Origin of the sequence: Domibacillus sp. 8LH (assembly GCF_038806185.1) — a bacterium.
GTDB lineage: Bacteria > Bacillota > Bacilli > Bacillales > Domibacillaceae > Domibacillus > Domibacillus indicus_A.
In genome coordinates this window covers 19,617-45,198 of record NZ_JAVJNG010000003.1, presented here as the reverse complement: position 1 = coordinate 45,198, position 25,582 = coordinate 19,617, and the positions used below count along the sequence as shown (strand labels likewise).

The following is a 25,582-nucleotide window of genomic DNA, read 5'->3' as shown; positions in this document are numbered from 1 at the left end:
CCTTCCTCACTATGCAGGAAAAGCCGGCCGGGGCCCGCTTTCCTTTATGATGTAATACGATATTTTTCTTTTGCCTGGAGCCGTTTTTCGTGCAGGATCGGTTCTGTGTAGCCATTCGGCTGCTTATATCCTTTAAAGATCAACTCACAAGCAGCCGCAAAGGCAACCGAATCATGATAATTCGGCCCCATTGGCCGGTAGCCGGGATCTTCCGCATTTTGCTCATCAACTACTTGTGCCATTCGCTCCAGCGTGTCCATAACCTGCTTCTTTGTGCAAATTCCATGATGCAGCCAGTTGGCCATATGCTGGCTTGAAATTCGGAGAGTCGCCCGGTCTTCCATCAAGCCGGTATTATGAATATCCGGCACTTTGGAACAGCCAATTCCCTGTTCAACCCACCGGACAACATATCCTAAAATTCCCTGGGCATTGTTATCGAGCTCCTGCTGAATATCTTCTGCACGCCAATTTGCTTTGGACGCGATTGGAATTTGCAGCATCATATCCTGAAAAGCGGAAGCTTGATCGGCGATTTCTTTCTGGCGGTCAAATACGTTCACTTCATGGTAATGAATGGCGTGCAAAACAGCTGCTGTCGGGGACGGAACCCAGGCTGTATTGGCGCCAGCCTGCACATGGCTGATTTTCTGCTCCATCATATCAGCCATCAAGTCCGGCATTGCCCACATTCCCTTACCGATTTGCGCCCGGTGTCCGAAGCCCGCTGCCAACCCGCTCGCTACGTTCGATTTTTCATACCCCTCCAGCCAGGCTGTTTTTTTCATTTCGCTTTTTTGAATCATCGGACCCGCTTCCATTGAAGTGTGAATCTCATCGCCAGTCCGGTCTAAAAAGCCGGTGTTAATAAAGACAATCCGGTTTCGAACAGCTGCGATACAATTTTTTAAATTAAGAGACGTTCGGCGCTCTTCATCCATCACTCCGATTTTAAGTGTGTATCGCGGCATATTTAATAAATCCTCAATCCGGTTAAATAAATCGTCTGCAAAAGCCACTTCCTCGGATCCATGCATTTTCGGCTTCACAATATAAATGGAGCGCTTGCGTGAATTTATCCGGTTCGGCTGTCCGAGTACTGACGGCTTGGCAATGGCGCTTGTGATCACACCATCCAAAATACCTTCAAAAATTTCATCACCATGCTCGTCCAATATGGCATTGTTGGTCATTAAATGGCCAACATTTCGAACAAACATGAGAGAGCGGCCGGGAAGTTCAAACGGCGCACCATCCGGCGATATATAAGACCGGTCTGCATTCAGTGTACGGTGGATTTTTCTTCCTTTTTTTGTAAAAGAAGCGGATAAGTCTCCCCGCATCAAGCGCAGCCAGTTTTCGTACACAAGGAGCTTGTCTTCGGCATCGACAGCCGCTACAGAGTCTTCACAATCCATAATGGTCGTTATGGCTGCTTCCAGTAAAATATCTTTGACCCCCGCTGGATCTTTTGAGCCAATTGGGTGCTCCGGATCCACTTGTATTTCAATATGCAGGCCATGATGCACGAGTAAAATCCCTTCTTCACTCGTTCCTTTCAATTGTTCTGGGTTCTTCAGTGATGTCTCGCCATTTTGTAAAGAAACGATCAGGCGGCCATTTTCTACACGATAGCCGGTTGATTCTGTATGTGAACCTGCTTCAAGCGGTGCTGCTGTATCTAAGAACCGGCGTGCAAAAGCAACAACTCTTTCGCCGCGGATCGGATTAAAGCCGGCTGACTTTTCCGCACCGTCCGTTTCCGGAATGGCATCTGTACCATATAACGCATCATACAAGCTCCCCCATCTTGCATTAGCTGCGTTAACGGCATAGCGCGCATTATTTACCGGTACAACAAGCTGCGGACCGGCTTGAAGCGCAATTTCATCATCTATGTTTTCCGTTTGGATCGTGAAGTCGTCCCCTTCAGGCTCAAGATAACCGATTTCCTCCAAAAAGGTTTTATACGCTGCCGGCTCAAAAGAATGCTTTCGATGCCAATCGTTGATTTGAGCCTGCAAGTCATTTCTTCGCTCTAAAAGCTTCTTGTTTTTTGGTGTAACATCCGCTACAAGCCGGCTGAAACCCGTCCAGAATGCTTCCTCATCCACCCCTGCCTGAGGAAGCACACGGCTGTTTACAAATTCATACAACCGATCATCTACTTGCAGCGACCCTGCTTTCACATAATTCCCCACGTACAACATCCCCTTTGTTTGGTATTACGCAACAGTGTTTCAAAAAAATCTTAAAAAAAGAGTAACATGGCTTTCAGAAAATTTCAACTTATTTCTGAAAGCCCTTTCTCATTTTTTCCATAATTTTTGCAAAATCGGATAAAGCTTCACCATGGCCAAAATGACTACTGCCCAGACTATAATTTGTAAAATAAGATCATTCATCGCTATCTTCTCCTTTACATCCCAGTATATCAAAAGTAAAGGGATATTTAACGGATCCTCGCACGCCCGATTCGAAATAAGAACTGCTTAAAAACAAAAATAAACAGCAAAATGTATCAGAACGAGGCAAAGTGTGAGATAATAGACAGGATTGACCAATAATCCCGGGGGTGACGTTTAAAATGTCTTATTACAGCAAAAATCGTACGGAACCATTGCCAAACGTTGATATCGAGACATGGGAATGCCCGTCGGAGGGCTGCAAAGGCTGGATGAGAAAGAACTTTTCAGATGATGATTCACCAACGTGCCCATTTTGCGGGAGCGAGATGGAAAACGGAACCCGGCACACGAATTCGCTGCAAAACAATACGTTTCGTAAACCGGCAGAGGCCGAACAAAAAAAAGCGTGATCCCTCTTGGGAATCCGCTTTTTTCTTTTGCCTGCTTTTATTGATTTCCCGGTTTGTCAAAAGCATTTGTTTTTTTCGATGCTTTAATCCGATACCGCTTATCACTTTCTGTTTTTGGAAAAAATTCAATTTCTTCCTCTGTTACAGAAGGTTTCGCTTCCTTTTCCTCCATCAATTTCTCAAGAAGATGACCTTCCGCCTCTGTCATCCGGGCATCATACTTATCCATCAATTGCTGCAGATCTTCCAGTGTTTCCGCCCGTCCATCACGCTGCACTTCTTTTAACAAGCGATTTGATTCTTCTTCTGTTAATTCCATATATCCAACTCGTATCCGTTCAGCTGCCATTGCTCAAGCCTCCTGTATGCTTCTTCATGGTATGCTCTATACCCTTACAGAGGAAGCATCCAAACATGGAGCCTCTACAGGATTGCTTCTGCCAAAAACCAGCCGATCATAATAAGCTGGATCACCACTTTGGCCAGCGTTCCGCTTAAGAAAGCAATAAGCGTTGCGTACGCAACAAAAAAAGCCTGTTTTACATTTTTTAAAACAATGAGTTCAACGGCAAAAACCGCCACAAACGGCACAATCAAAATCCCAAAGGGCGGGATGATAAACGAACCCGCAATAAGAGCAATCACCGCGGTCCACTCGCCCCATTTGGAACCGCCGTATTTTTTCACAAAGTAGCTGTTTGCCAGAAAATCAGCTAAAAACATAAGCGCTGTTAAAACAAGCATGCCAATCCAAAAAAGAATGGATAATTCCTCGCGGCTAATGCCAACATAATAAAGACCAAACCCTGCCCACAAAACGAGAACCGATGGAACAATTGGAAAAATGAAGCCGGCAAAGCTTGCGATAAACAGTAAAATAATAACTGTCCAAACAAAAATAGACACACATATCCCTCTCTTCTCTGTTATGATAGCATTGTACCATTATGCAAAGGAATAGGAAGTGATTCACATTGATTAACATTGAACTGCCTCAGGCTGACTACATTTTAACAAGAAAACGGAATCCGGAGGACACAAGTGAAGCGCCGATCGCACGCGAGTACGGATTTACCGATTATCATAAAATTCCGCGTGATAAACCAGGCGTTTTTCTTTTTTATGATGCACAGGACCGTCTTCTGTTCGTGGGTAAAGCCCGTAAACTCCGCATGCGTATCCGCAAACATTTTGAAGACAATGTATCCGACATTAAAAACCACCGTGATGACGTTCACAAAATTGTTGTTCTTGTGGTGGATAACCCGATGGAACGGGATATTTATGAAACCTATATTATTAATACGTTCGAAGCGAAATACAATACGGACAAAGCATTTTTCCGTTCTTAATCCTGCAGCCGGTTTTTTTGAAGCCGGCTTTTCTTCTCTTTCTCTGCTGCTCCTTTTTCGAAAATTTCTCCTTTCTGTCAAACAACCCGCTCCATCTGTAACGTTTTGATACGTTTTGTCGAATCTGTTTTAAATAATACGATCTTTTCGTATACTAAATGCTGTTCTCTTATAAAAAAAGTATGGAAAGTACTCACGGAGGTTTCAAAATGAATACGTTGGTAAATCGTGATGAGTTAATGAAAAAAATTAAAAAAGTCCGCCGGGACATGATTACATCCGGCACAACAAAAGGATTAAGCCATGCAGAGACTGTTCAGTACAGCCAAGAACTGGACGAGCTGATGAATCAATTTCAGCCCTATAGAAAGTTTTAAACATTTTTTCTCCTTATTGTTTTTCAGGCACAAAAAAACCAGCCCCGTTTGGGAGCTGGTTTTTTTGTGCCGCTTTTGCCGTATTATCAAAAATAAGAAAGTTTTAAACCACCACTCCTCAAAGTGGGTGTTTGCAAAAACGTTCATGTCTGTCCTCCCTGCCGAACCGGCAGAGGCTTGTCAATCCCGCTTTAATGTTAAACTCCCTATTACAGCTTAAAGGTTAAAACTTAATTAAAAAAACACGTACAATGCAGCTGTATTCGTATCTTACTTCTTTTTCGCCTGAAATGCAAGCCGTTTTATTTTGCCACACGAAATATTCCTGCTACACTAAACAGACGAGAAATGAGTACCTTTACTTACCTTATATGAAAGAAGTGTTTATAGATGTCTATCTCTTATTCTGCTCTTGACCTTGCTCCTATTACAGCAGGAAGCACCGCTTCAGAATCTTTTCAGCGTTCTGCTGACCTCGCCCGTCATGCAGAAAAATGGGGTTATAACCGGTACTGGCTTGCTGAGCATCATAATATGCCCGGCATTGCAAGCTCTGCCACATCCGTGGTGATCGGCCATATTGCCGCCGCCACCAAAACAATCCGGGTTGGCTCCGGAGGTATTATGCTGCCTAATCATGCGCCGCTTGTCATCGCAGAACAATTTGGCACCCTTGAGTCCCTGTTTCCTGGACGCATCGATCTGGGGCTTGGCCGCGCTCCTGGAACGGACCAGGTGACGATGCGGGCACTGCGCCGCCAAAATATGAGCGACGGGCACGACTTTCCAGAGCAGCTGGCTGAGCTGCGCGGATACTTTAACGGTACAAATCACGTTCATGCCGTTCCGGGTGAAGGCTTGTCCATTCCGATCTGGCTGCTTGGCTCAAGCGGGTTCAGCGCTCGCCTCGCTGGTGATTTAGGCCTGCCATTTTCTTTTGCAAGCCACTTTTCTCCAGATCATACGCTGCCGGCGCTCGCCCTTTATCGGCGTCATTTTACCCCATCGGACGTTCTCGAAAAGCCGCATGCTATGCTTGGCGTAAACGTTATTGCCGCTGATACGGACCAAGAAGCAGAGCGGCTTGCTACATCCATGCAGCAGCAATTTTTAAACCTGATCCGCAACAAAGCGGTGCCTCTTCAGCCGCCAGTGGACAGCATGGACGGCATTTGGACTGAATTTGAAAAAGCAGCACTGCAGCAGCAGCTCGGTTCCTCCATCATCGGCGGTCCGGAAACTATTAAGAAAAAATTAGCCGCGTTCATCGAAGAAACCGGCGCGGACGAACTAATGATTAACGCGCAAATTTATGACCATGAAGCAAGGCTGCGTTCCTTTGAACTCACAGCAGACGTTTTGCGTTCGCTCGAATAAAAATCAAAAGTCCCCCTTCACTATGGTGAAGGGGGTTGTTTTAGTATGGTTCCGCCTCGTGGCCTTCTTGTTTTGCAGTATCTGCTGCTTTTTTCGCTGCCGCTGAACCGGTATCTCCAGCTGTTTGGTCCATCTTCTGTTTTGCTTTTTCAAGCCCTTCTGCTACACGGCGGCCATACTCCTCGTCCGCTTTTGTAAAGTGGCCGATCATGGCTTTTTGAATATCCGGGTGTGATACGCTGAGCGCATCAACCAAATTGCTGATCAGCTCATCGCGTTCCCAGTCTTCAAAACTCCGGTATGTATCACCGGTCTGCCCGTAATCGTTTTTGCGGTCAATCGGCTGCTTTATTAATTTAGCGTTGTAAGCAGGCTGATGGTCTGCACCGGCTCTTTCTGCTTCTTTTAAGCCATCCAGCATAGACGGCTCGTAATTCACATGCGGATTCCGCCCATCGTCTACATAGTGGGCATGCTGGCCATCGCGCTGATTGGTCGCAACCCGCTTTTTCGGTTTATTGATCGGAATTTGCAGGTAGTTTGCTCCAACACGGTAACGCTGGGTATCTGAGTAAGAGAACGTGCGCCCCTGGAGCATTTTATCATCAGAAAAATCCAGGCCGTCCACAAGCACTCCTGTCCCAAAAGCCGCCTGCTCAACTTCTGCAAAATAATTTTCCGGATTTTTATTGAGCACCATTTTCCCAACCGGCAGGAACGGGAATTGATCCTGAGGCCATAGCTTTGTATCATCAAGCGGATCAAAATCAAGCTCTGGGTGCTCATCATCACTCATAATTTGTACGCAAAGCTCCCATTCCGGGTAGTCACCTTTTTCAATCGCTTCATAAAGATCCTGTGTGGCATGGCTTGTATTCATTCCTTGAATTTCATTGGCTTCTTTTTGCGTTAAGTTCCGAATGCCCTGCTTTAACGGCTCCCAATGATATTTCACCAGCACCGCTTCACCCGCTTCGTTTACCCACTTATACGTGTTAACACCCGAGCCCTGCATTTGGCGATAGTTTGCCGGAATGCCCCAAGGGGAAAATAAGAAGGTAATCATATGAGTCGCTTCCGGTGTCTTGGAAACAAAATCAAACATGCGCTCCGGATTTTGAATGTTTGTCACCGGGTCTGGCTTAAACGCATGAATCATATCTGGGAATTTGAGTGGATCACGAATAAAGAAAATTTTTAGGTTGTTGCCGACAAGATCCCAGTTTCCGTCTTCTGTATAAAATTTAACCGCAAATCCACGCGGATCGCGGGCTGTTTCTGGAGATTCCTTCGCTCCGGCAACCGTTGAAAACCGAACAAATACCGGTGTCCGCTTGCCTGCTCCTTTAAATACCTTTGCCCGTGTATATTTAGCAACATCTTCGTCGCCGACTTTCCCATACGTTTCAAAATAGCCATGTGCCCCGGCACCACGCGCATGCACAACCCGTTCCGGAATGCGTTCACGGTCAAAATGGGAGATTTTTTCGATAAAATGGTAGTTTTCGAGCGTTGCCGGACCACGGTTTCCAACAGTTCGAATGTTTTGATTGTCTACAACTGGATGTCCCTGACGGTTTGTTAACGTTTCTTCCGTTTCACCTGTCCCCGTTTTTTTCTTGTCTTCGTGTTCCACATTTATTCCTCCCTGCCAAATTGAATTTAAATTCCCATTATTTATATCCTTTTTCCAAAAATTTAAACAAAAAAAAGCGCTCGAAAACGAGCGCCAAAAACGAAAAAACAACTTGGTTACTCAGACAGATAAGAGCAGCAATAATCCACAATTGTATGTACTTTTAATTCAAATGTTTCATTGGCCGGCACGAAGAAAACACCCGCTCCGTCAATCGTTTCCCAGTTACTTCCTTGAAGCTTGTATTCGAGCTTTCCAGCTGAAATATCCATTTCTTCTTTTAACTCCGTTGAAAATGTATATTCCCCCGGCATCATAATACCGAGCGTTTTTTTAGTTCCATCCTGCAGGAAAATGGTTCTGCTCGTTACCTTCCCGTCGAAATAAATGTTTGCTTCCTTTGTAATATCTACGTTTTTTAGTTGAGTCATATTCTCCATCCTTTCACTTTCTCCCAATAATTTATCATAAAAGCCCAACTCATTAAACAGAATTTTCCCACTACTTTTCACTTTTTTCTTCTACATGTTAGAAATTCTATCTTCCCTTTCAAATCTTCTGTTTGCATTTTATTATTTTTTATACTTTAATTTTGTCAAAAAACCTTACATATTCATGTAAGATTTTTTGACAAAATTAAAGGGATTTACCATCATTTGTTGTATTCTTACAATAAATACTTTTAAGGAGAGTCCTGACAATGTTTAAACCATACAATAGTGATCCTTATTTCGACGAAATGATTGACCAAAACGGAAATCCGAGGGAACATTACCAGCGTTTTTATAACTCCCTTCTACAATTGAATCCTGAAGATTTAAAAGAAAAACAGGATACAGCGAATTTAAATTTTTTACGTCAGGGTATAACGTTTACCGTCTACGGAAATGAGGGCGGGACCGAGCGGACGCTGCCTTTCGATTTTATTCCTATTATTATTCCAGCTGACAAGTGGAAGCAAATCGAAAAAGGAATGGTGCAGCGTGTCAAAGCATTAAATTTATTTTTAGATGACATTTACCATAGTCAAAATATTTTGAATGACGGGATTATTCCGCGTGACCTCATTGAACAAAACCCTTATTTTTACTACCAGCAAGCAGGCGGGGTAGACATCCCGCTTCGAAACTATATTTTTTTGGCAGGCATTGATTTAATCAAAGATGAAAAAGGTGTTTACAGAGTACTTGAAGACAACTTGCGAAACCCTTCCGGCATGTCATATGTATATCAAAACCGGTATGTGATGCGCCAGGTTTGCCCGGAATTCTTTTCAAAGCATTCCCTTAACATGCTGGAAGAACAAATCGGCCACCTGCACGCTGCTTTAATGTCCCATCTGCCTAAAAATGCAAGAACAACCGCCGATCCACGAGCTGTTTTGTTAACACCCGGCATGTATAACTCCGCTTACTATGACCACGTTTTTTTAGCACAGCGGATGAATATTTCTCTTGTTGAAGGGCGGGATCTGATTGTTAAGGACAAAATCGTCTACATGAAAACAATCAGGGGACTAAAACGGGTTGATATTATTTATCGGCGTATTGATGACGATTTTCTTGATCCACAGGCATTTCGAAAAGATTCCCGTTTAGGCGTTCCCGGCCTGCTCGATGCGTACCGGGCAGGAAATGTTTCGATCGTAAACGGCATCGGCAACGGGGCTGCAGATGATAAAGCGATCTATGCGTATGTACCTGATATGATCAAATACTATTTAAACGAAGAACCAATTATCCCAAATGTGGAAACCTATATGCTGCGAAATCCTGAACAGCGCGAATGGGTGCTTAAGCATATTGACCAGCTTGTTGTTAAAAACGTAGGAGCTTCTGGAGGCTACGATATGTTGGTTGGCTCGCACGCGTCTGAAGAAGAAATCGCTATTTTCAAAGAGAAAATTATGGAAAACCCAAATCAATATATTGCGCAGCCGACCATCAAGCTGTCACGAGCACCGGTTTATCAGTATGGCCGCTTTTATCCTTGCCATGTAGACCTTCGTGTATTTGTGATGAAAGGGGAAAACATTAATGTTTTTCCAGGCGGCCTGTCACGTGTTGCGTTAAAAGAAGGCTCACTCGTTGTGAACTCTTCACAAGGCGGAGGAGCAAAAGATACTTGGGTATTAAAGGAGGAATCACAGCATGCTAAGCAGAGTCGCTGATTCATTATATTGGATGTCTAGAAATGGTGAAAGAACAGAGCAAAACGCGCATATCCTCAGTATGCAGCTGATCAAAATGCTCGAATCATCCGAGCAGGAAACGGCGGCACAAGATGACTGGGAAACCGTTCTTGATATTTGCTCGTCAAAAGAGGAATTTTCTTTTTTGTATAATAATATACAATTAGATAACATGGTAGATTACTTAACATTTTCAAAAGAAAATATAAATTCGACCGTAAATACCGTGTCAATCGTTCGCGAAAATGCCCGCATTACCCGCAATCATATCCCGAATGAGCTGTGGGAGGTCTGGAATGAATTTTATTTGTCTCTTCCGAAGATACCGCAGACAGTAAACTGCTCTCTTCCGGATATCCATCTCTTTTTAAATCAAATTAAAAAAACATCGTTTACCGCAACAGGTGTGATAGACGCTTCTATGGCACGTGATCTTCCTTATCACTTTATGAAGATCGGCAGATGGCTTGAACGGGCAGAGAAAACAGCGCGTATTTTGCACGTTTTTTACCAAAAATCAAAACAGGCTGGCGAAACCACGACCGATGATGTTGCCTGGCGTTCTGCGTTGCAGTTTGTAAACGGAGCTGACACATACTTTAACCGTTTTTCTCCTATTATCAATCCGGATTGTGTGATTAAGTTTCTCGTGACAGACGTCTCTTTCCCACGCTCGATCCGCTACTGTATAGACCATATTTGGGAAGCCATAAAAAAATTAGAAAATGAAAAAGTGTCCCATTATTCTTGGCGGATGTATGCGCTGCTCGATACGATGATGACAGAGTTTCATGAAGATTACCTGAACAGCCTGGCAGAAGAAGAAATGGAATATTTCCTGTTTCAATCGTTAAATCGCTGCATAGAATTTGGCAAAATATTCTCTGAGACGTATTATTTAATGGAGCGTGAATCTATTATGTGAACGAATAAACCAACGCACTTGGAGAGTGATGGCTTTATGAAGTATGAAATTACCCATACCAATATTTTCGAATACGAAAATGATGTGGACCAAAGCATGAACCATATTCGTTTAAAACCAAGTACGGACGAATGCCAGCATCTGCTTTCTTATCAGATTGATATTACTCCTCCTTCTATGACAAAAGAAAGTATAGATTTGTGGGGAAATACCGTGGAGAGCTTTCTTATCCCACAAAAACATCGCTCATTAGAAGTAAAAACGACTTCTGTTGTCAGCATTCAGCGGGCGCCGTTTATTGAACGAATTGAATACTCTTCTGAAATGAAGTCCATTTTTCATTCAAGGCGGTTCAAAGAGCACTATCTTCCTTTTTTAAAGGAAAATACATATACCTTTCTTAGTCCGGAACAAGTAGAAGAAATGACGCAGTCTGTCGGTAATATTGAAAATCCTGTTCAATTTCCACTGGAATTAATGCGGTATTTGCATAAGACATTTACGTATGATACTGAAGCCACGAATGTCCGTACAACGGCCCAGGAAGCTTTCGCTTTGAAAAAAGGCGTCTGTCAGGATTATACGCATGTTATGCTCGGCATGCTTAGAAAAAAAGGGATCCCAGCCAGATATATCAGCGGCTATTTATACACAGGAGACAATGCGGAATTTATTGGCGACTCAGCTTCCCATGCCTGGGTAGAAGTGATGGTGCCTGGAATTGGCTGGATTGGGCTTGATCCAACCAATAATGTAGAAGCACTAGAAAATCATATTCGAATTGGCATTGGCCGGGACTATACAGATGTCAGCCCTCTTCAAGGGATTTACAGAGGCGGCAGCCAGACACTTGAGGTGAAAGTAAGTGTGAAAAAACTGGAGTCTCTTTAACACATAAAAAGGGGGTATTCCAAAAGTCCACTCCCTCGACTTTGGAATAACCCCTTTTTTATGATAAAAACATGTAAAGCAGGTTTATTCGCTGTGAATGTCAAATGTAATATCCTGATTGCGATGGTCTATATAAGCAACGCTGAAAAAGCGGTCTCCTGCTTTATAGCCATCGGGTGTTTCAAATTTATAAAATGTTTTTTGACGGTCTTTTCGATCTGTTATATAACGGTCTGAAACCATTTCGTAAAACTTTGATGTTTCGCCGCACTTGATATGAAAGTGAGTGCCTTCGCCGAGCTTGAGTTCTTCTTCAAACGACTCGCCTTGTTTCCACTCACCTTGCCCGTTTCTATATACACATGTCATTTTATTTGTTTTCATTTTCAGCACTCCTTTCGTATTTGATTACTATATTCCCCGATTTCCTGCTCAAAAACATCTTATTTGTCATAAAACCTAACAGAATATTCCTCAAACCATTCGTGCATTTGAATAAAATAAGCAACAAGCTGCGGTCCAGTCATCAACTGGCCAAACCACGGATATTGAAAAGACGCCCCGCCGGTCTGTGCGAGTTTCTCAAGTCCTTCTTTTGAGAAAAAGTGCAAGAGCGGTGTATCCTTCTTTAAAATATCCTGCAGCATGCTTGACACGGCTGCTGTATACGCTGGATGATGCGTCTTTGGATACGGGCTTTTCTTCCGATACAGCACATCTCCCGGCAGAACACCATCCAGTGCTCTTCGAAGAATGCCTTTTTCACGCCCGTCTGCCATTTTCATCTCCCACGGTATGTTCCAGACGTATTCAACAAGCCGGTGATCCGCAAACGGTACACGCACTTCCAGTCCTGCCCCCATACTCATCCGGTCTTTTCGTTCCAAAAGTGCGGTCATAAATGATACCATATTCAAATAAAACAGCTCTCTGCGCTGGCGCTCCACATCTGATTCCCCATCAAGCTTTGGTGTCTCGTCCCGCAGTTTGCCGCTTTGCTCCCGTCCGTATTCTTTCAATGGAAGAACCTGCCGCCATTTATCGTTTAACAGCTGGGATTTTTCCTGCATGGAGGTAATCCACGGAAATCCTTCTTCCGATCCGTTCCGGTGAAACCACGGATACCCGCCGAACACTTCATCTGCACACTCTCCTGACAAGCCGACAGTAAAGTCCTGCTTGATTTCATGGCAGAACCAAAGCAGGGACGAATCCACATCGGCCATGCCCGGGAGGTCACGCGCGCACATGGCTTCTTTTAATGCATGAGCCAATGTTTCCTGATCAATCACTTTTGTGTGATGAACGGAGCCAATGTGCTGCTGCATTTTTTCGATCCATGGCCGGTCTTCCCCCGGCTGAAAAACGTTTTGCTTGAAAAAGCGGCTGTTGTCTTCGTACTCAATCGAATACGTATGAAGCGGTGTGTCGAAAAACTGAGCTGCAAATGCACTGATTGCACTGGAATCTACCCCTCCAGACAGAAAGGTACACACCGGTACATCTGCCGTCAGCTGACGCATTACGGCATCCTGCAGCAGCTCCCGGACTCGCAGGGCTGTCTCAGGAAGGGAATCAGCATGCGGGGCGCTCTGTACATTCCAGTATCTCCATACTTTCACCCCGGTCTTTTTTACAGTTAGCGCGTGCGCCGGCCGAAGCTCTTTTATCCCTTTAAACACTCCCTGTCCCGGTGTACGGCCCGGTCCGATCGCGATCAGCTCCATAAAGCCTAATCGGTCAAGTTCCGGTTTTACATCTGGATGGGCAAGCAGCGCTTTGATTTCTGAGCCGAAAATAAACGCGCCATTTTTTTCTGTATAAAATAACGGCTTCACACCGAGCCGGTCACGTGCCATAAATAACTCCCCACGTGTTTGGTCCCACACACCAAACGCAAAAATGCCATTTAGCCGCTCCAGGCACTTTTCACGCCACTCGATAAATGAATAAAGCAGCACTTCCGTGTCCGAATGTCCTTGAAATGAGTGGCCGCACTTTTTGAGCTCAGCCCGGATTTCTTCCGTATTGTACAGCTCACCGTTGTATACAATGGTGTACGTTCCGCGCGTCATCGGCTGGATCCCGCCTGTCGGATCTACGACGACAAGCCGCGTATGACCAAATGCTACATGTTCCGCTGTCCAAATGTTAAAATCGTCCGGTCCCCGTTTTTCAAGTGTCTGCGCCATCTGGCGGACTGTTTCTTTTTTACTGGCAAGCTCTTGATTAAAATGTACAAAGCCTGTTATGCCACACATGCGCATCACCCTTTCCCGTAATACGATATGCGCGACCTGTCCGAAACATGACAACAAAAAAATTCCGCCGATGCACTACGCATCAGCGGAATTTGTTCTTTTTTTAAGTTTTTGATGCAGATCATTAAGCCTGGTCATCAATTCTTTGTATTCGTCCACGTTAATTTGACAAAGTTCGATTTCCTCTGCGACACGCTTCGTAATAGCCCTCTGCTGCTGGTGCGCTTTTTCCTCTAAATAGATAAATACTTTTCGTTCATCTTCTTTGGAGCGCTCTTTACGCACCCATCCATTTTCCTGCATACGTGAAATCATCGGTGTCAGTGTTCCAGTACCAAGGTCGAGCCTTGCACCAAGCTCTTTCATCGTTACTTCATCTTTTTCCCATAAAGCCAAAAGCACCAAATACTGCGGATACGTAAGTCCAAACGGCTGCAATACGCTTGTATACAGCTTGTTAAACTCGCCAGCTGTTTCATAAACAGCAAAACAAAGCTGGCTGTTCAGTGAGCGGAAATCATTCATGATAGGATTTTTTTTACATCCTCTTCTATTTTTTCAGGGCTTGTCTGTGGTGCATACCGCTCGACAACCCGCCCGTTTCGGTCGACGAGAAATTTTGTAAAATTCCATTTGATTTTTTTGGACAGCATCCCTTTTTTCTCGGTTGTTAAGTGAACAAACAGCGGGTGTGCCCCCACACCATTTACATCAACCTTGGCAAAGATGGGAAACGTAACACCATAGTTTACCCGGCAAAATTCGGTCGTTTGATTGATATCGTCATATTCCTGGTTATTAAACTGATCACACGGAAACCCGAGAACAACAAAACCGTCGTCTTTGTACTTTTCATATAAAGACTGCAGGCCGCCAAACTGCGGCGTAAATCCGCATTTGCTTGCCGTATTGACAATCAACAGCGGTTTGCCCTCGTACTCTTTTAGCGGCATTTCATTGCCGTTCGGTTTTTTAACGCTAAAATCGTAAACAGTTGTCACAGAACTCCCTCCTCCTTATTGCTTTACAGACAATTCAACATCAACGTTACCGCTGATCGCTTTTGAATATGGGCAGAAGTGGTGCGCTTTGTTCACATATTCCTCTGCTGTTGCTTGATCTACTCCTTCAATGGACACTTCAAGCTTAACACCAAGCTTAACACCTTTATCGGCTTTGTCCGGGTAAAGAGCAACGGTTGCTATAACCTGGCTGCTTTGGAATTCAACGCCTCCCTGTTCAAGCATCAATTCAAGTGCACTGTTAAAGCATGCACTGTAGCCCGCTGCAAATAACTGCTCTGGATTTGTAGCTGTTGTCGCATTGCCGCCAAGTGCCTGTGGTTTTTCAACGTCTAAATTAAAAATGTTGTCCGGTGAATGAACTTCTCCGTCGCGTCCGCCTGTGTTAATAATTGTTGTTTCAAAAATAGGTTTTATTCGAAAAACTCCTTTAATCGTTTTTAAATCTTCTGCGATTAAATCGTACACGATTCAAATAAAAAACACAACTAAAAAAGCTGTTTTATTTAAAACAGCTTCTCAATATGCAGCGGGGAGATTTTATTCATTCCTTTTTTCTTATTGAAAAACCCTTCCGGCAAGGATGTGAGACCGTACGCACGACAAATAGACCGAAAATCGCCGGATACACCACTTCCGGTCAAAACGATTCTCCAGCCTTTTTCTGCCCGTCGGACATCACCAATCACGACGCCGGCTGCGTCCGAAAAGTCTTCTCCTAATTCATACCGGACAATTTCTTCTTTTATTTCATCATTGATCATCCGGACAAATGCAGCGTTCACATCGCAGAATGTCCGCCCGCCCGATTCGTGAAGGGCAATGGCAAGAACAATTTTATCCACTGTATCAGGAAGCATCGACAGCTGTACGTAAAGCTCTTCATCATCACCGCTGCCGGCTCCTGTTTGATTATCGCTCGATAAAAGAAGCGCTCCGTCGAAAGCAGTGAGCTGATTGTAAAAAACGATATGTTCACTTGAGCGCACACGGTTCTCCCTATCTACAAGCAGCGCCATCATATCCAGGTCAAAAAGCGAAGCGTTTCCATCCCATCCTAACGCAATTTTTATAGATCCTTTCAGCCGGTTCGGTTTCATGCAAATCCCCCTTTTGTTTCATCCTAACAGGTGCGGGCTTTCTTTCCAAGCAAAAGCCCGCTCGTTTTTACCGTACTTCCTGCTGAAGCTGAAACAGCATTTGATCCGCGATAGCATGGTAGCCAAACTCGTTCGGATGAATCCCATCATCTGACACATTCTGCGGTGTTTCACTATTGATTACTTCAGTTGTATCAACGACAACCGCATAATCGTGCTTGGCTGCCAGCTCGTAAAATTGAAGGTTCCATCTTGGCAGGAGCCGGTCTGCCATTGAATACAATTCAAATTCTTTATCAAGCGGATTGTACAATTCTAATAGCAAAACCGTGGCTTCCGGATTTAACGTATGCACCCGCTCCATGATGTCGGTCAGATTGGTATTAAATGTTTTTTGAAGCGAATCCACGGATTGAACAGCCTCATAAAACCCTTTTTGGAAGCCAAGCTGCAAAATATCATTGCCGCCGATATTAATCGTCACAATATCCGCTTTCTTGATCTGGTCATCAAACTCGCCGCCTTGCACGAGACGGTTTAATTCAGTACTTGTAATTTCATTAATGCCTTCGTTTTGGAATTCAACCTCTTTTTGGATGGATGACTCAAGGCTCTCCGAAAAAGACTTCACGAGATTTTCTTTCGGCGGTGCACCAAAACCGGTAATAATAGAATCTCCAATTGCCAGGTGGCGAAGTACCTGCTTGTCACTTTCGCGGAAATAATCGATATATGTCTCTTTCTGCTCACTTGCAAGCGTCTGCGGTCCTTCTTTTAATTGTTCTATCTGATATTGCGGGTAATAAATCCAAATCGCGAAACCTGCCACACACACTGCTACAACACTTAAAATGGTGGCGATGACTTTCATGCCTCTTTCTTTGTTCCTCCTTTTATTCGGAAATACTGTTCATTGTTGCCGTATTAATTGTTCATTATACGTACGATTTCGCTGTTTTCACAACTAATCTGTTTGAGGAAAAAGGGCTGCAAAACAACGTCCCCAAAATCCGTTTTCTCCCATCTTCTTTTATCCATACCCACTTTTTTTAGAAACAAGACCCATGCTGTCGAGAAGAAAAAGAACTCTGCCCCAAGGACAGAGTTCTTTCTTTTATTCAAATGAATTGTAAATATCATAATCTTCCTTTTTTTCTTCCAGCCAGGTTGTATATTCACTCGACATTTTTTCCTGCTTGAGCGTTTCTTTAATTTCCTCTTTGCTGTCTTCCAAGTTAGCGGCTTTCGCTTCTTTCTTTCCTGTTACTTTAATAATATGATAACCGTAATCGGTTTTAACCGGTTCGCTGATTTCACCAATCTCCATCGCAAAAGCGGCTTTCTCGAATTCCTCGGTCATTTCCCCTGTACCGAAGTAGCCCAGCTCACCACCATTTTCCGCACTTGTTGTATCGGTAGAATATTCTTTTGCCAGCGCTGCAAAGTCTTCCCCGTCTGCAAGCTTCGCTGTAACTTCTTTTGCTGTCGCTTCGTCATCTACTAAAATGTGGCTGGCTTCTACCTGTTCAGATGTGGCAAACGTATCTTTGTTTTCATTAAAATAAGTCTCGATTTCTTCATCTGTGATTTCGATGCGTGGCTCAAGCAGTTTCACCGTTTCAAGATATACTTTAATTTCTTCTTTCATATCTGCTTCGGTCATACCGCTTGATTCAAGCGCTGACTTGTACGCTTCTTCTCCTCCGTACGACTCAATGGTTGCGTCCAGTTCTTCTTGAATCTCCTTATCCGTCACCTGCACCTTTTCCTTAGTGGCTTCTTTTTCCACAATCTTGTCCGCAATTAACGATTCCGCTGCGTCTGCTCCGTACATTTTTACAAGTGAATCATACAAATCATCTTTCGTAATTTTGGTTCCGCCTACCTCCGCAATCGTTTCTGCACTGCTGCCGGCTGTGGCAAAAAAGAATCCAGCCGCCGCTATTGCTGCGATAATCGCAGCCCATACATACGTTTTTCCTTTTTTTAAAGCGTTCATTTTTTCTCTCCCTGCTATTTATTTTCCGAGTTCATTATAAAAAACAAAAGTGAAAAAACGGTGAAAGTCAAATGAATGTTCCGCCGTTTTTAACAAAATCCATTTCCTGCTTGATCGCTTCCATTTTTTGACCGAGCGCGGTCATCGTGTCCGCTGCACTTTTCAGTTCTTTTTGCAGGCGGGGCGGAATGACACCGTCAAATTTATAAAACAGCTTATGCTCCAGTCCCGCCCAGAAATCCATAGCAGCCGTACGGATTTGCACTTCAACCATCGTTTTTTCGGTTGAAGCCGCCATAAAAACAGGAATTTCAATGATTGCATGTAAACTTTGATAGCCGTTTGGTTTCGGCTGTTTGATGTAATCTTTTACATGTGCAAGTTGAATATCCCGCTGTTGCTTGAGCATTTGCAGCACATGGTAGATGTCAGATGCAAACGAACATGTAATGCGAATGCCAGCAATATCGTGCACATGGCGCCGTGCATTTTCCGGGGTTAACGCGTAACCTTTTCGGTTTAACTTTTGAATAATGCCATGCTGATTTTTCAATCGCGATTTAATATGTTCAATCGGGTTGTATTGGTGGATATGCTGAAACTCTTCATTTAAAATATTCAGCTTGGTATTTACTTCATCCAGCGCAAATTTGTGAATCAGCATCAGTTTTTTCCATTCATCCATTTCCTGCTCCATCTATCGCACTTCCTTTGTAACGTGATCTGCCTTTTATCGTAGCGGAAGAAAGTGAAAATAAAATGAAAAAAGCACCCTTAAAGGATGCTTCAGTGTATAGACAAAGTCTTTCGCTTCTAAAAAAGAGCCGATAAGTGGTGTTGAAGATCAATAAACAAGGACCGAATAGACATTTTCTCTTTTTTAAACAAAAAGATACGACCTTATTCGCTCTATATAATCTTGTCGCAAGCCACTTGGCGGCGGGAGGGCGGCGCAGACTCCTATGGGACTAGCGGGCTCAGCGCCTGTCTCATGGAAAGTGGAGCTTGCCTGGACGCCGCCTATCCATCCCATTCATGTGCACGGTTATCCATATAATTTGTTTATAGTCTGAAGTACCCATAAAGGATACTTACTTTTCGTCATGTCCGCCTATTAACATAAAGTCTCCAAATTGGTTTACATCAACATTGATCCTGTCACATGCATTCAAGTATCTTAAAATGATAATAAACCGGTCTTGAGAAATCCCCTTTTTCTCCATCTGTGCCCGCATTTCTTCAATGGGGGGAAGCTCGTCTGTTTCCGTCTTTGCCTCCATAAAAGGAGAAAAATATCGGTACACCGTCTCCACTTCTTCTTTCCGGACAACGGAGAGCTCCCCGAATTCTTTCGTCAGCGCTTCTTCAAATCCATTTTTAAGTCCGTAAATATGGCCTTTCTCGGCTTTGTCAATGCCCTGCCGGCTTTGAAGATCGTATAGTTCTCCCATTATTTTTCCGAGGATCAATGTCAGGTTTGTATCCACTTTATCCCTCCTTTTTTCTTTAGTCTTAGGCAGATGAACGCTATTTATACAGCTTGAGCCTGTTAATCGGAACGAATCTTACGTGCTGCCAGCCACTGGTGGAGAGAAGTTCTTGAAAAATACGTTTTTCCATTTACATCAATAGATGGAATATCCCGATATTTTTGAAGCAGTTCTTTCGTATCCTGCTTCGGTGCGCCAAAAAAACGATGCAAAGTATCCTCCTGAATAAGCTCAGACTGACCTCTTCGCTTGAAATGATCGATAAACGTTTTTTCAGATGGATTTTTCCAATTTTTAAGCCCGTCTCCGATAAAATAGCCGGCCAGTGCAATACCAGCGCCTAAAAATAAACTCACAGCTTGTCCTCCTTTTTCTTCTGTGCTTTTTTATCTTATGAGCGAATGGCCTCCCTCATCTCTTTTTCTTCCATAAAAAAAGCGTGCTTCTGCACGCCCTCCATTATTTAAACCAGCCTTTTTCTTTAGATTGAGAAATGGCTTCTATTCGATTTTTCACTTCTAGCTTATCGAAAATCGTAGAGATGTAATTGCGGACGGTCCCGTTTTTTAAATTCAGCTGCTTCGCAATCTCTCCTGTGCTTTTTCCTTCTGAAACAAGAGCCAGCACATCTTTTTCACGTTCCGTCAGCGGATTTTCTTCACTGTATAAGTCATCCATCAATTCCGGCGCATACACTTTTCGGCCATTCATAATACTACGGATGGAGCTCGCCAGTTCATCGCTTGGACTGTCCTTTAGTAAATATCCGCTTACTTTTGCTTTTAGCGCCCGCTGGAAGTAGCCTGTGCGGGCAAATGTCGTTAAAATAATCACCTTGCATGCATCATTTTTTAATTCTTCAGCCGCTTCAAGCCCTGTTTTCAGCGGCATTTCAATATCCATTATACAAATGTCCGGCTGCAGCTCCCGCACAAGTGCAACAGCTTCTTCTCCATTTGCAGCTTGTCCAACCACTTCTATATCATCTTCCAAGCTGAGCAGCGACCCAAGTGCCCCAAGAAGCATGCGCTGGTCCTCTGCAATGACAATGCGAATCATTTCATTCCCTCCCTGTCATGCTGTGTGACATTGTTCGGTACCGTCATAACTAAAACTGTGCCATTTTCACTTCGGATCTCTAAACTTCCATTTACGAACTCAAGCCGCTCCCGCATACCAGGCAGTCCACTTCCTTTTCCAATATCCTGGCGGCTGAGCCCTACACCATCATCTTTTACGGTCATTCGAACGGAATCCTCAAGCTGCTCAATCGATATATGGCAGGAAAAGGCCTGGCTGTGTTTTACGATATTCGTTACCGCTTCTTTCATGCACATACTGAGCACATTTTCCACAAACAGCGATACATTTACAAGCTGAAAAGAATCAGCGCCTGTATACTCAATTTGTGCAGCCCGCAGCATTTGCTGAACAAGCACAATTTCATCATTCACCCGGATGCCCCGCATGGACGAAACAAGGTTTCTCACTTCATTCAGTGCGGTTCGTGCCGTTTGCTGCACATCCAGCAGCTCTCCCTTTGCCCGTTCCGGGTCTTTTTCGATCAGCTTGCGTGCCAAATCGCTTTTTAACCCAATGAGGGAAAGCTTCTGGCCAAGCGTATCATGCAGATCACGAGCGATCCGCTGGCGTTCCTCCTGTTTCACAAGATCAGCAATCCGATTGTTGGCAAGTTGCAGCTCAGCTTCAAGCTTATCCTGTTTTTTTCGGTTGTACAATGAAAAGGGCAGCAGTACAATGCCAATAAATACGATGACAATAATGGGAATCTGCTGAATAAACAGCGGGTCCTGAATCACAAGGTTATAGTTAATAGAACCAATGGTGCTGACCAGGTGGATCACGTAAGCTGTTATAAAAGCCGCACGCTTACGGATATTTCCATTGTAATAGGCAATGTAGAATGAAAAGTAAATAAACTGATACATAACCGTCATGGCTACAGAAATGCCGACAAGAAGGCAGACCCAGAGATAAACCGGCCACCTGGATGATAAAAAAGCAAACCTGAAGCTGATAAAAAACAAAATCGTCAATGTAATGCCGATGACAATTTCATTCGTGGACGACGACTGAAAAATAAAATAAAACGGCAGAAAGCTTAAAATAATCCATATATAAGGAGACAAGCCGGAGCTTTTCCCAAACGATGCGAATCTTTTTTTCATACAACACCTTTTTTGTTTTTATTTTACCATAAAAAAGCTGCCCTCACTTGAGTGGGGACAGCTTTTCAAACTACTGAATGGCACTTCGTTTACCAAATGAGCCATATGTTTTTTTAGCTTGTTTAAATGTAACGAATTTATCCTGTTCCTCATCCCAAAGGCGAAACTTTACAGACTGGATACTGGTCCAGAGTGTGATAGTCGGAACACTTTGAAGCGGTTCGGAATTTGAGTGCGCTGCTTCAAGCTGATAATTTGGCACGCGCGGGCTTAAATGATGCACATGGTGAAAGCCAATATTACCGGTAATCCATTGAAGCGGCTGTGGCAGTTTGTAAAACGAGCTTCCTTCCACTGCTGCTTTTACATAACTCCAATGTTCATCTTCTTCAAAGTACGAATCCTCAAAGGTATGCTGCACATAAAACAGCCACACACCCATCGCACCGGCGATCCAGAACATCGGGCCATGTACAAGGAGAAACGCCTGCCAGCCGACGAGCCAGCACATAAGAGCGACGCCAAGAAGAAGAAGCACATTCGTTAAGTATGTGTTCATGCGTTCTTTTTTGCGGGCGCCTTTCACGTTAAAACGGTTGGTGATCAAGAACACCCATATTGGACCAATAACGAACATGATAAACGGATTGCGATATAAACGGTAGGCAATACGTGTTTTCAATGGCGCTTCATAATATTCATTAACCGTCAGCATCCACATGTCCCCTGTACCGCGCTTGTCAAGATTTGAGCTTGTTGCGTGGTGGACATTATGGCTGTGCTGCCACTGGTCATACGGGAAAAACGTTAAAACACCTGTGATCGTGCCTACTACCCGGTTCAGCTTGCGGTTCTTAAAAAAGGAGTGGTGGCAGCAATCGTGAAAAATAATAAAGATGCGTGTAATAAACCCGGCACCGATTACCGATAACCCGAGTGTCAGCCAGTAGGAAATTTGCAGGCTTTGGTATGCAAGAAACCAGACCAGCAAAAACGGGCCAATTGTGTTGATTAATTGAAAGATGCTTTTATGCGTATCAGATTTTTCATAGGGAGCTACTTGTTTTCGTAAAATTTTTGTATGTTCTTTGCTCATGTTTACGTTCCCTCCGCTCAGTAATAACTTTACTATAGCGGAAAGAAAACGTGTTGTGCAGTAGCACCCGTCATACAATAAATATGACAAGTGTCATATTTATTTTTGGCCGAGCAAATAAAGCACTTTTGCCGCCTCGGCCCGTGTTGCCGTGTCGCCCGGCTTAAATGTTTTGCCTGTTCCCTCCATCAAGCCGAGCTGATACGCTTTCTGGATGGATTGTTGAATAGATGTGCGGTATTGGCCTACATCGTTAAACGGCATAGAGCCCGTTACTTTAACTGCTCCGTGTTCTTTTTCATAAGCGCGCACGAGCATGGCTGCCATCTCGGCACGGCTGATCGATTTAGCCGGTTCAAACGTTTTAGCTGTTGTGCCCTTCACAACACCTGCTTCGAATGCAGCCGTAATATCCTGCTTCAGCCGGCCCTTTACATCGACAAACGATGTTTCTTTTTGGGCCGTCCATTTCATGGTACGGACGAGCATGCTCGCAAACTGGCCGCGTGTCACATCGCCTTCAGGATCGAATGTTGTATCTGTTTTGCCTTTAATAATGCCTGCTTCAGCGAGTGCCGCGATATACTCAGCTGCCCAGTGATCCGCTGGCACGTCTGCAAAGGGCGGCGCACCTGCTGTGCCTTTGTTTAAGTCAAGCTCAAAAATGCCAAATCCTTTTTCATCGGTTTTGCCCGTATACCTAATGTTATCCGTTTCTTCGGCAAGCGCTTCTGCTTTTGGATTAGAGGTAAACGTTGCTTTCGCTTTTGTTTTGGCAAATGTCCAGTTGTTATCCACTGCTGCGTCAATTTCTTTGAATTCCTTTACATAATTCATTACCGCCTGGCGGTTGGAATCTGGTGCTTTTAATACCGTGTTTACGCCGCCTGGATTCATCAGCTTGCTGCCTGCTGCCCGATAATCATTGGTGGCTACGATAAACTCCATCTCATCTGTTACCGGTTCGCCATTAAATTCCAAATTTTTAATTCGGTTTGCCGATGCGTTGATTACATTTTGTCCTTTGTCATATTTCGGCAGGGATGTCACATCGATCTCATAGGTAACGCCGTCGATCACGTCAAAGTTGTAGGTCGGGAAATCCGGGTTAATCAGTGCTTGTCCATCTCCTTTTGCCGGATCGATCGTGTTAAACTGTCCTGCTGACCATTCAAGCCACTCTTTCAAAGTGGCACCGTTTACTTTAATGGCATTGACGACGTTGTTGTCGTATAGGTACAGATCCGCAATGTTTTTCAGCACGAGCGTACCTGCTTGGACATCCGTATAATCTTCTACGCCGCCGCGTCCTGCTTTAAATGGTGCCGCTGCTGAAAGAACAGGAAGGTTCTCATACTGCGTACCTTTCAGTGCATCTTCTACATACCACGTTTGTGCCCGGTTTAAAATTTCCATTGCCGCATTATCCCGCACAAGACCAAAGTACGTATTCAAATTTCCTTTGAGCTCCCCTACTGGTGTCTCCATATATTTAATCGTCGCTTCGTGCTCGGCTTGAACAGATGCTGCAACAGCAGAATCCGCTTCTACAGTCACATCACCGGATGTAATCGGCTTAAGAGAACCAGTTCCGCTTGTTACATCCCATTTTCCGTTCACTTTTTGAATCTGGAGATCAATCAGCCCAACGTTATTGCCCCATGAACCAGGCATAACTGTCGGAACACCATTAATCGTCCCATTTGTGTTATCGATACCGCTTCCATCCTGAAAAGACGGCTTGGCCGCATTCGGAAAGCTCAAATGCTGGTGGCCTGTTAAAACAGCATCCACATCTGGAATTTTCGTTAAATAATAAGAAGCGTTTTCAATGCCTTCTGTATACTCTTTCATGACGCCGTTCTGGTCATACTCGGCAATGCCGGAATGCGAAAGAATCACAATCACATCCGCTCCCGCTTCCTTCATTTGCGGCACCACCTTTTGAGCGGACTTTACAATGTCCTCCACCACCAGTTTTCCTTCTAGGTGCTTGGCATCCCATTTCATAATGTCCTGTGGTACAAAGCCGGTAACGCCGACTTTAATTGTATGTACTTCTCCGTCTGTATCTTTTACTTCTTTTTCAATGATTTTAAACGGCGTAAAATAAGGATTTCCTTCCGGGTCATAAACGTTCGCATTTACGTATGGGAACGCTGCTCCGCTAAGCGCTGTATCCATATACTCAAGCCCGTAGTTGAATTCATGGTTGCCGATTGTTGCTGCATCATAGCCAAGTTGATTCATCGCTTTGTATACCGGGTGAATATAGCCTTCCTTCATTAATCTGTTGTTATATACGTAATCACCAAGCGGACTTCCTTGAATTAAATCACCGTTGTCAAAAAGCATGCTGTTGTCTGCTTCCCCGCGCACCTGTTTGATTAAGGCAGCCGCTTTAGCAAGCCCGTAGGCGTTTGTCGCCGAATCCTTATAATAATCATAGTTCATTACATTAGAATGAAGATCGGATGTTTCTACAATACGCAGCTTTACAGTATCTTCAGCTGCCTGTGCCATCTGCGGCACAAATAATCCTGCTGCAATAACGGTTCCTACTGTCCACGCTTTTTTCATTCAACTGCCCCCTAAACTATTTTTTAAATATAGGAATTATAGCATGATCGGCGGAAATAAATGAGAAAATTTACAATTATCTCAATAAAACTTTACATTATGTCAAATAAAAAAAGACATTTCAACTGAAATGTCTCAGTGCGTAGACAAAGTCTTTCGCTTTTAAAAAAGAGCCGATAAGTGAAGCCTGCCGGACTTCGCGTTCCACGGGCGGCGCAGACTCCTATGGGACTAGCGGCAGCGGAGATCGGTAGAGCTGCCAGGCGAAGTCGGGCTTA

At 44.1% G+C, this 25,582-nt stretch carries 27 protein-coding genes and 1 other RNA gene; 7 read left to right on the top strand and 21 right to left on the bottom strand.

What is annotated here, in order from left to right; all coding sequences use genetic code 11:
• Nucleotides 1–44 precede the first annotated feature (44 nt).
• Nucleotides 45–2,201, bottom strand: a complete 2,157-nt coding sequence (locus tag RG959_RS06695; protein WP_342796474.1) for a malate synthase G — start codon at nucleotides 2,199–2,201, stop codon at nucleotides 45–47.
• A 386-nt stretch (nucleotides 2,202–2,587) separates the two neighbouring features.
• Here RG959_RS06695 and RG959_RS06690 point away from each other — a divergent pair, with 386 nt between their 5' ends.
• On the top strand, nucleotides 2,588–2,818 hold the full coding sequence (locus tag RG959_RS06690; protein ID WP_242232256.1) for a cold-shock protein: 231 nt from the start codon (nucleotides 2,588–2,590) through the stop codon (nucleotides 2,816–2,818).
• A gap of 37 nt (nucleotides 2,819–2,855) precedes the next feature.
• Here RG959_RS06690 and RG959_RS06685 read toward each other — a convergent pair whose 3' ends face one another.
• Entirely contained in the window at nucleotides 2,856–3,167 is a 312-nt protein-coding gene (locus tag RG959_RS06685; RefSeq protein WP_342796473.1) for a hypothetical protein, read from the bottom strand.
• Nucleotides 3,168–3,241: 74 nt separating this feature from the next.
• Nucleotides 3,242–3,724, bottom strand: a complete 483-nt coding sequence (locus RG959_RS06680; protein WP_242232258.1) for a DUF456 domain-containing protein — start codon at nucleotides 3,722–3,724, stop codon at nucleotides 3,242–3,244.
• A gap of 68 nt (nucleotides 3,725–3,792) precedes the next feature.
• Between RG959_RS06680 and RG959_RS06675 the strand changes: the two genes are divergently transcribed.
• Together RG959_RS06675 and RG959_RS06670 are read left to right on the top strand one after the other, a co-directional pair.
• Nucleotides 3,793–4,170 carry a nucleotide excision repair endonuclease gene (locus RG959_RS06675; protein WP_342796472.1) on the top strand — a complete coding sequence of 126 codons (378 nt, stop codon included), beginning with the start codon at nucleotides 3,793–3,795 and terminating at the stop codon, nucleotides 4,168–4,170.
• A 209-nt stretch (nucleotides 4,171–4,379) separates the two neighbouring features.
• Nucleotides 4,380–4,547: an aspartyl-phosphate phosphatase Spo0E family protein gene (locus RG959_RS06670; RefSeq protein WP_251270445.1), complete on the top strand. Its 168-nt coding sequence runs from the start codon at nucleotides 4,380–4,382 to the stop codon at nucleotides 4,545–4,547.
• A 62-nt stretch (nucleotides 4,548–4,609) separates the two neighbouring features.
• On the opposite strand, the gene ssrS is transcribed toward RG959_RS06670, so the two are convergent.
• A non-coding RNA gene (gene ssrS, locus RG959_RS06665) (6S RNA) lies at nucleotides 4,610–4,810 on the bottom strand.
• Between the two features lie 127 nt (nucleotides 4,811–4,937).
• Here ssrS and RG959_RS06660 point away from each other — a divergent pair.
• Nucleotides 4,938–5,924 (top strand): LLM class flavin-dependent oxidoreductase, encoded by a 987-nt coding sequence (locus RG959_RS06660; RefSeq protein ID WP_342796471.1) that lies wholly within the window; start codon nucleotides 4,938–4,940, stop codon nucleotides 5,922–5,924.
• Between the two features lie 40 nt (nucleotides 5,925–5,964).
• Here RG959_RS06660 and RG959_RS06655 read toward each other — a convergent pair whose 3' ends face one another.
• Together RG959_RS06655 and ppnP are read right to left on the bottom strand one after the other, a co-directional pair.
• Complete coding sequence (locus RG959_RS06655; protein ID WP_483298853.1) at nucleotides 5,965–7,560, bottom strand: catalase; 1,596 nt, start codon at nucleotides 7,558–7,560, stop codon at nucleotides 5,965–5,967.
• 116 nt (nucleotides 7,561–7,676) lie between these two features.
• Nucleotides 7,677–7,991, bottom strand: a complete 315-nt coding sequence (gene ppnP, locus RG959_RS06650; protein WP_342796470.1) for a pyrimidine/purine nucleoside phosphorylase — start codon at nucleotides 7,989–7,991, stop codon at nucleotides 7,677–7,679.
• 269 nt (nucleotides 7,992–8,260) lie between these two features.
• On the opposite strand from ppnP, the gene RG959_RS06645 reads away from it, so the two are divergent.
• From RG959_RS06645 to RG959_RS06635, 3 genes are read left to right on the top strand one after another with little or no spacing between them, the layout of a single operon-like run.
• The gene (locus tag RG959_RS06645; RefSeq protein ID WP_342796469.1) at nucleotides 8,261–9,730 is read left to right on the top strand and encodes a circularly permuted type 2 ATP-grasp protein; all 1,470 of its coding nucleotides are present in this window, start codon (nucleotides 8,261–8,263) and stop codon (nucleotides 9,728–9,730) included.
• Nucleotides 9,711–10,676 (top strand): alpha-E domain-containing protein, encoded by a 966-nt coding sequence (locus tag RG959_RS06640; protein WP_342796468.1) that lies wholly within the window; start codon nucleotides 9,711–9,713, stop codon nucleotides 10,674–10,676. The genes RG959_RS06645 and RG959_RS06640 overlap by 20 nt, the downstream gene beginning before the upstream one ends.
• Before the next feature lie 36 nt (nucleotides 10,677–10,712).
• The gene (locus RG959_RS06635; protein ID WP_342796467.1) at nucleotides 10,713–11,567 is read left to right on the top strand and encodes a transglutaminase family protein; all 855 of its coding nucleotides are present in this window, start codon (nucleotides 10,713–10,715) and stop codon (nucleotides 11,565–11,567) included.
• Between the two features lie 84 nt (nucleotides 11,568–11,651).
• Here the strand turns inward: RG959_RS06635 and RG959_RS06630 are convergent, their stop codons facing one another.
• From RG959_RS06630 to RG959_RS06560, 15 genes are all read right to left on the bottom strand, one after another.
• Nucleotides 11,652–11,951 (bottom strand): hypothetical protein, encoded by a 300-nt coding sequence (locus RG959_RS06630; protein ID WP_242232266.1) that lies wholly within the window; start codon nucleotides 11,949–11,951, stop codon nucleotides 11,652–11,654.
• Nucleotides 11,952–12,010: 59 nt separating this feature from the next.
• Nucleotides 12,011–13,828: an asparagine synthase (glutamine-hydrolyzing) gene (asnB, locus tag RG959_RS06625; RefSeq protein ID WP_342796466.1), complete on the bottom strand. Its 1,818-nt coding sequence runs from the start codon at nucleotides 13,826–13,828 to the stop codon at nucleotides 12,011–12,013.
• A gap of 75 nt (nucleotides 13,829–13,903) precedes the next feature.
• Nucleotides 13,904–14,353, bottom strand: a complete 450-nt coding sequence (locus tag RG959_RS06620) for a MarR family winged helix-turn-helix transcriptional regulator (RefSeq protein WP_342796465.1) — start codon at nucleotides 14,351–14,353, stop codon at nucleotides 13,904–13,906.
• Entirely contained in the window at nucleotides 14,350–14,829 is a 480-nt protein-coding gene (locus RG959_RS06615; protein WP_342796464.1) for a glutathione peroxidase, read from the bottom strand. The genes RG959_RS06620 and RG959_RS06615 overlap by 4 nt, the downstream gene beginning before the upstream one ends.
• A 15-nt stretch (nucleotides 14,830–14,844) precedes the next feature.
• Complete coding sequence (locus RG959_RS06610; protein WP_251270454.1) at nucleotides 14,845–15,267, bottom strand: organic hydroperoxide resistance protein; 423 nt, start codon at nucleotides 15,265–15,267, stop codon at nucleotides 14,845–14,847.
• 89 nt (nucleotides 15,268–15,356) lie between these two features.
• Entirely contained in the window at nucleotides 15,357–15,950 is a 594-nt protein-coding gene (locus RG959_RS06605; protein WP_342796463.1) for a TerD family protein, read from the bottom strand.
• Between the two features lie 67 nt (nucleotides 15,951–16,017).
• Nucleotides 16,018–16,821 carry a GDSL-type esterase/lipase family protein gene (locus RG959_RS06600; protein ID WP_342796462.1) on the bottom strand — a complete coding sequence of 268 codons (804 nt, stop codon included), beginning with the start codon at nucleotides 16,819–16,821 and terminating at the stop codon, nucleotides 16,018–16,020.
• A 243-nt stretch (nucleotides 16,822–17,064) separates the two neighbouring features.
• On the bottom strand, nucleotides 17,065–17,949 hold the full coding sequence (locus RG959_RS06595) for a foldase protein PrsA (RefSeq protein ID WP_342796461.1): 885 nt from the start codon (nucleotides 17,947–17,949) through the stop codon (nucleotides 17,065–17,067).
• A 67-nt stretch (nucleotides 17,950–18,016) separates the two neighbouring features.
• Nucleotides 18,017–18,646 (bottom strand): GTP pyrophosphokinase, encoded by a 630-nt coding sequence (locus tag RG959_RS06590; RefSeq protein WP_342796460.1) that lies wholly within the window; start codon nucleotides 18,644–18,646, stop codon nucleotides 18,017–18,019.
• 394 nt (nucleotides 18,647–19,040) lie between these two features.
• A complete protein-coding gene (locus RG959_RS06585; RefSeq protein ID WP_342796459.1) occupies nucleotides 19,041–19,436 on the bottom strand; it encodes a hypothetical protein in 396 nt (131 codons plus the stop codon).
• A gap of 62 nt (nucleotides 19,437–19,498) precedes the next feature.
• A complete protein-coding gene (locus RG959_RS06580) occupies nucleotides 19,499–19,795 on the bottom strand; it encodes a DNA-binding protein (protein ID WP_342796458.1) in 297 nt (98 codons plus the stop codon).
• Nucleotides 19,796–19,898: 103 nt separating this feature from the next.
• On the bottom strand, nucleotides 19,899–20,498 hold the full coding sequence (locus RG959_RS06575) for a response regulator transcription factor (protein WP_309086896.1): 600 nt from the start codon (nucleotides 20,496–20,498) through the stop codon (nucleotides 19,899–19,901).
• Entirely contained in the window at nucleotides 20,495–21,628 is a 1,134-nt protein-coding gene (locus tag RG959_RS06570) for a sensor histidine kinase (protein ID WP_342796457.1), read from the bottom strand. Before RG959_RS06570 ends, RG959_RS06575 begins: the two co-directional genes overlap by 4 nt.
• A gap of 70 nt (nucleotides 21,629–21,698) precedes the next feature.
• Entirely contained in the window at nucleotides 21,699–22,724 is a 1,026-nt protein-coding gene (gene desA / locus RG959_RS06565) for a Delta(5) desaturase DesA (protein ID WP_342796456.1), read from the bottom strand.
• A gap of 99 nt (nucleotides 22,725–22,823) precedes the next feature.
• Complete coding sequence (locus RG959_RS06560; protein WP_342796455.1) at nucleotides 22,824–25,304, bottom strand: bifunctional 2',3'-cyclic-nucleotide 2'-phosphodiesterase/3'-nucleotidase; 2,481 nt, start codon at nucleotides 25,302–25,304, stop codon at nucleotides 22,824–22,826.
• Nucleotides 25,305–25,582: the final 278 nt, after the last annotated feature.

Bases quoted from the DNA above. Each gene is read 5' to 3' on its own strand.
- RG959_RS06690 (WP_242232256.1), top strand. From the start codon at position 2,588: ATGTCTTATTACAGCAAAAATCGTACGGAACCATTGCCAAACGTTGAT.
- RG959_RS06685 (WP_342796473.1), bottom strand. From the start codon at position 3,167: ATGGCAGCTGAACGGATACGAGTTGGATATATGGAATTAACAGAAGAA.
- RG959_RS06670 (WP_251270445.1), top strand. From the start codon at position 4,380: ATGAATACGTTGGTAAATCGTGATGAGTTAATGAAAAAAATTAAAAAA.
- RG959_RS06660 (WP_342796471.1), top strand. From the start codon at position 4,938: ATGTCTATCTCTTATTCTGCTCTTGACCTTGCTCCTATTACAGCAGGA.
- ppnP (WP_342796470.1), bottom strand. From the start codon at position 7,991: ATGACTCAACTAAAAAACGTAGATATTACAAAGGAAGCAAACATTTAT.
- RG959_RS06645 (WP_342796469.1), top strand. From the start codon at position 8,261: ATGTTTAAACCATACAATAGTGATCCTTATTTCGACGAAATGATTGAC.
- RG959_RS06640 (WP_342796468.1), top strand. From the start codon at position 9,711: ATGCTAAGCAGAGTCGCTGATTCATTATATTGGATGTCTAGAAATGGT.
- RG959_RS06635 (WP_342796467.1), top strand. From the start codon at position 10,713: ATGAAGTATGAAATTACCCATACCAATATTTTCGAATACGAAAATGAT.
- RG959_RS06630 (WP_242232266.1), bottom strand. From the start codon at position 11,951: ATGAAAACAAATAAAATGACATGTGTATATAGAAACGGGCAAGGTGAG.
- asnB (WP_342796466.1), bottom strand. From the start codon at position 13,828: ATGTGTGGCATAACAGGCTTTGTACATTTTAATCAAGAGCTTGCCAGT.
- RG959_RS06620 (WP_342796465.1), bottom strand. From the start codon at position 14,353: ATGAATGATTTCCGCTCACTGAACAGCCAGCTTTGTTTTGCTGTTTAT.
- RG959_RS06605 (WP_342796463.1), bottom strand. From the start codon at position 15,950: ATGAAACCGAACCGGCTGAAAGGATCTATAAAAATTGCGTTAGGATGG.
- RG959_RS06600 (WP_342796462.1), bottom strand. From the start codon at position 16,821: ATGAAAGTCATCGCCACCATTTTAAGTGTTGTAGCAGTGTGTGTGGCA.
- RG959_RS06595 (WP_342796461.1), bottom strand. From the start codon at position 17,949: ATGAACGCTTTAAAAAAAGGAAAAACGTATGTATGGGCTGCGATTATC.
- RG959_RS06590 (WP_342796460.1), bottom strand. From the start codon at position 18,646: ATGGAGCAGGAAATGGATGAATGGAAAAAACTGATGCTGATTCACAAA.
- RG959_RS06575 (WP_309086896.1), bottom strand. From the start codon at position 20,498: ATGATTCGCATTGTCATTGCAGAGGACCAGCGCATGCTTCTTGGGGCA.
- RG959_RS06570 (WP_342796457.1), bottom strand. From the start codon at position 21,628: ATGAAAAAAAGATTCGCATCGTTTGGGAAAAGCTCCGGCTTGTCTCCT.
- desA (WP_342796456.1), bottom strand. From the start codon at position 22,724: ATGAGCAAAGAACATACAAAAATTTTACGAAAACAAGTAGCTCCCTAT.
- RG959_RS06560 (WP_342796455.1), bottom strand. From the start codon at position 25,304: ATGAAAAAAGCGTGGACAGTAGGAACCGTTATTGCAGCAGGATTATTT.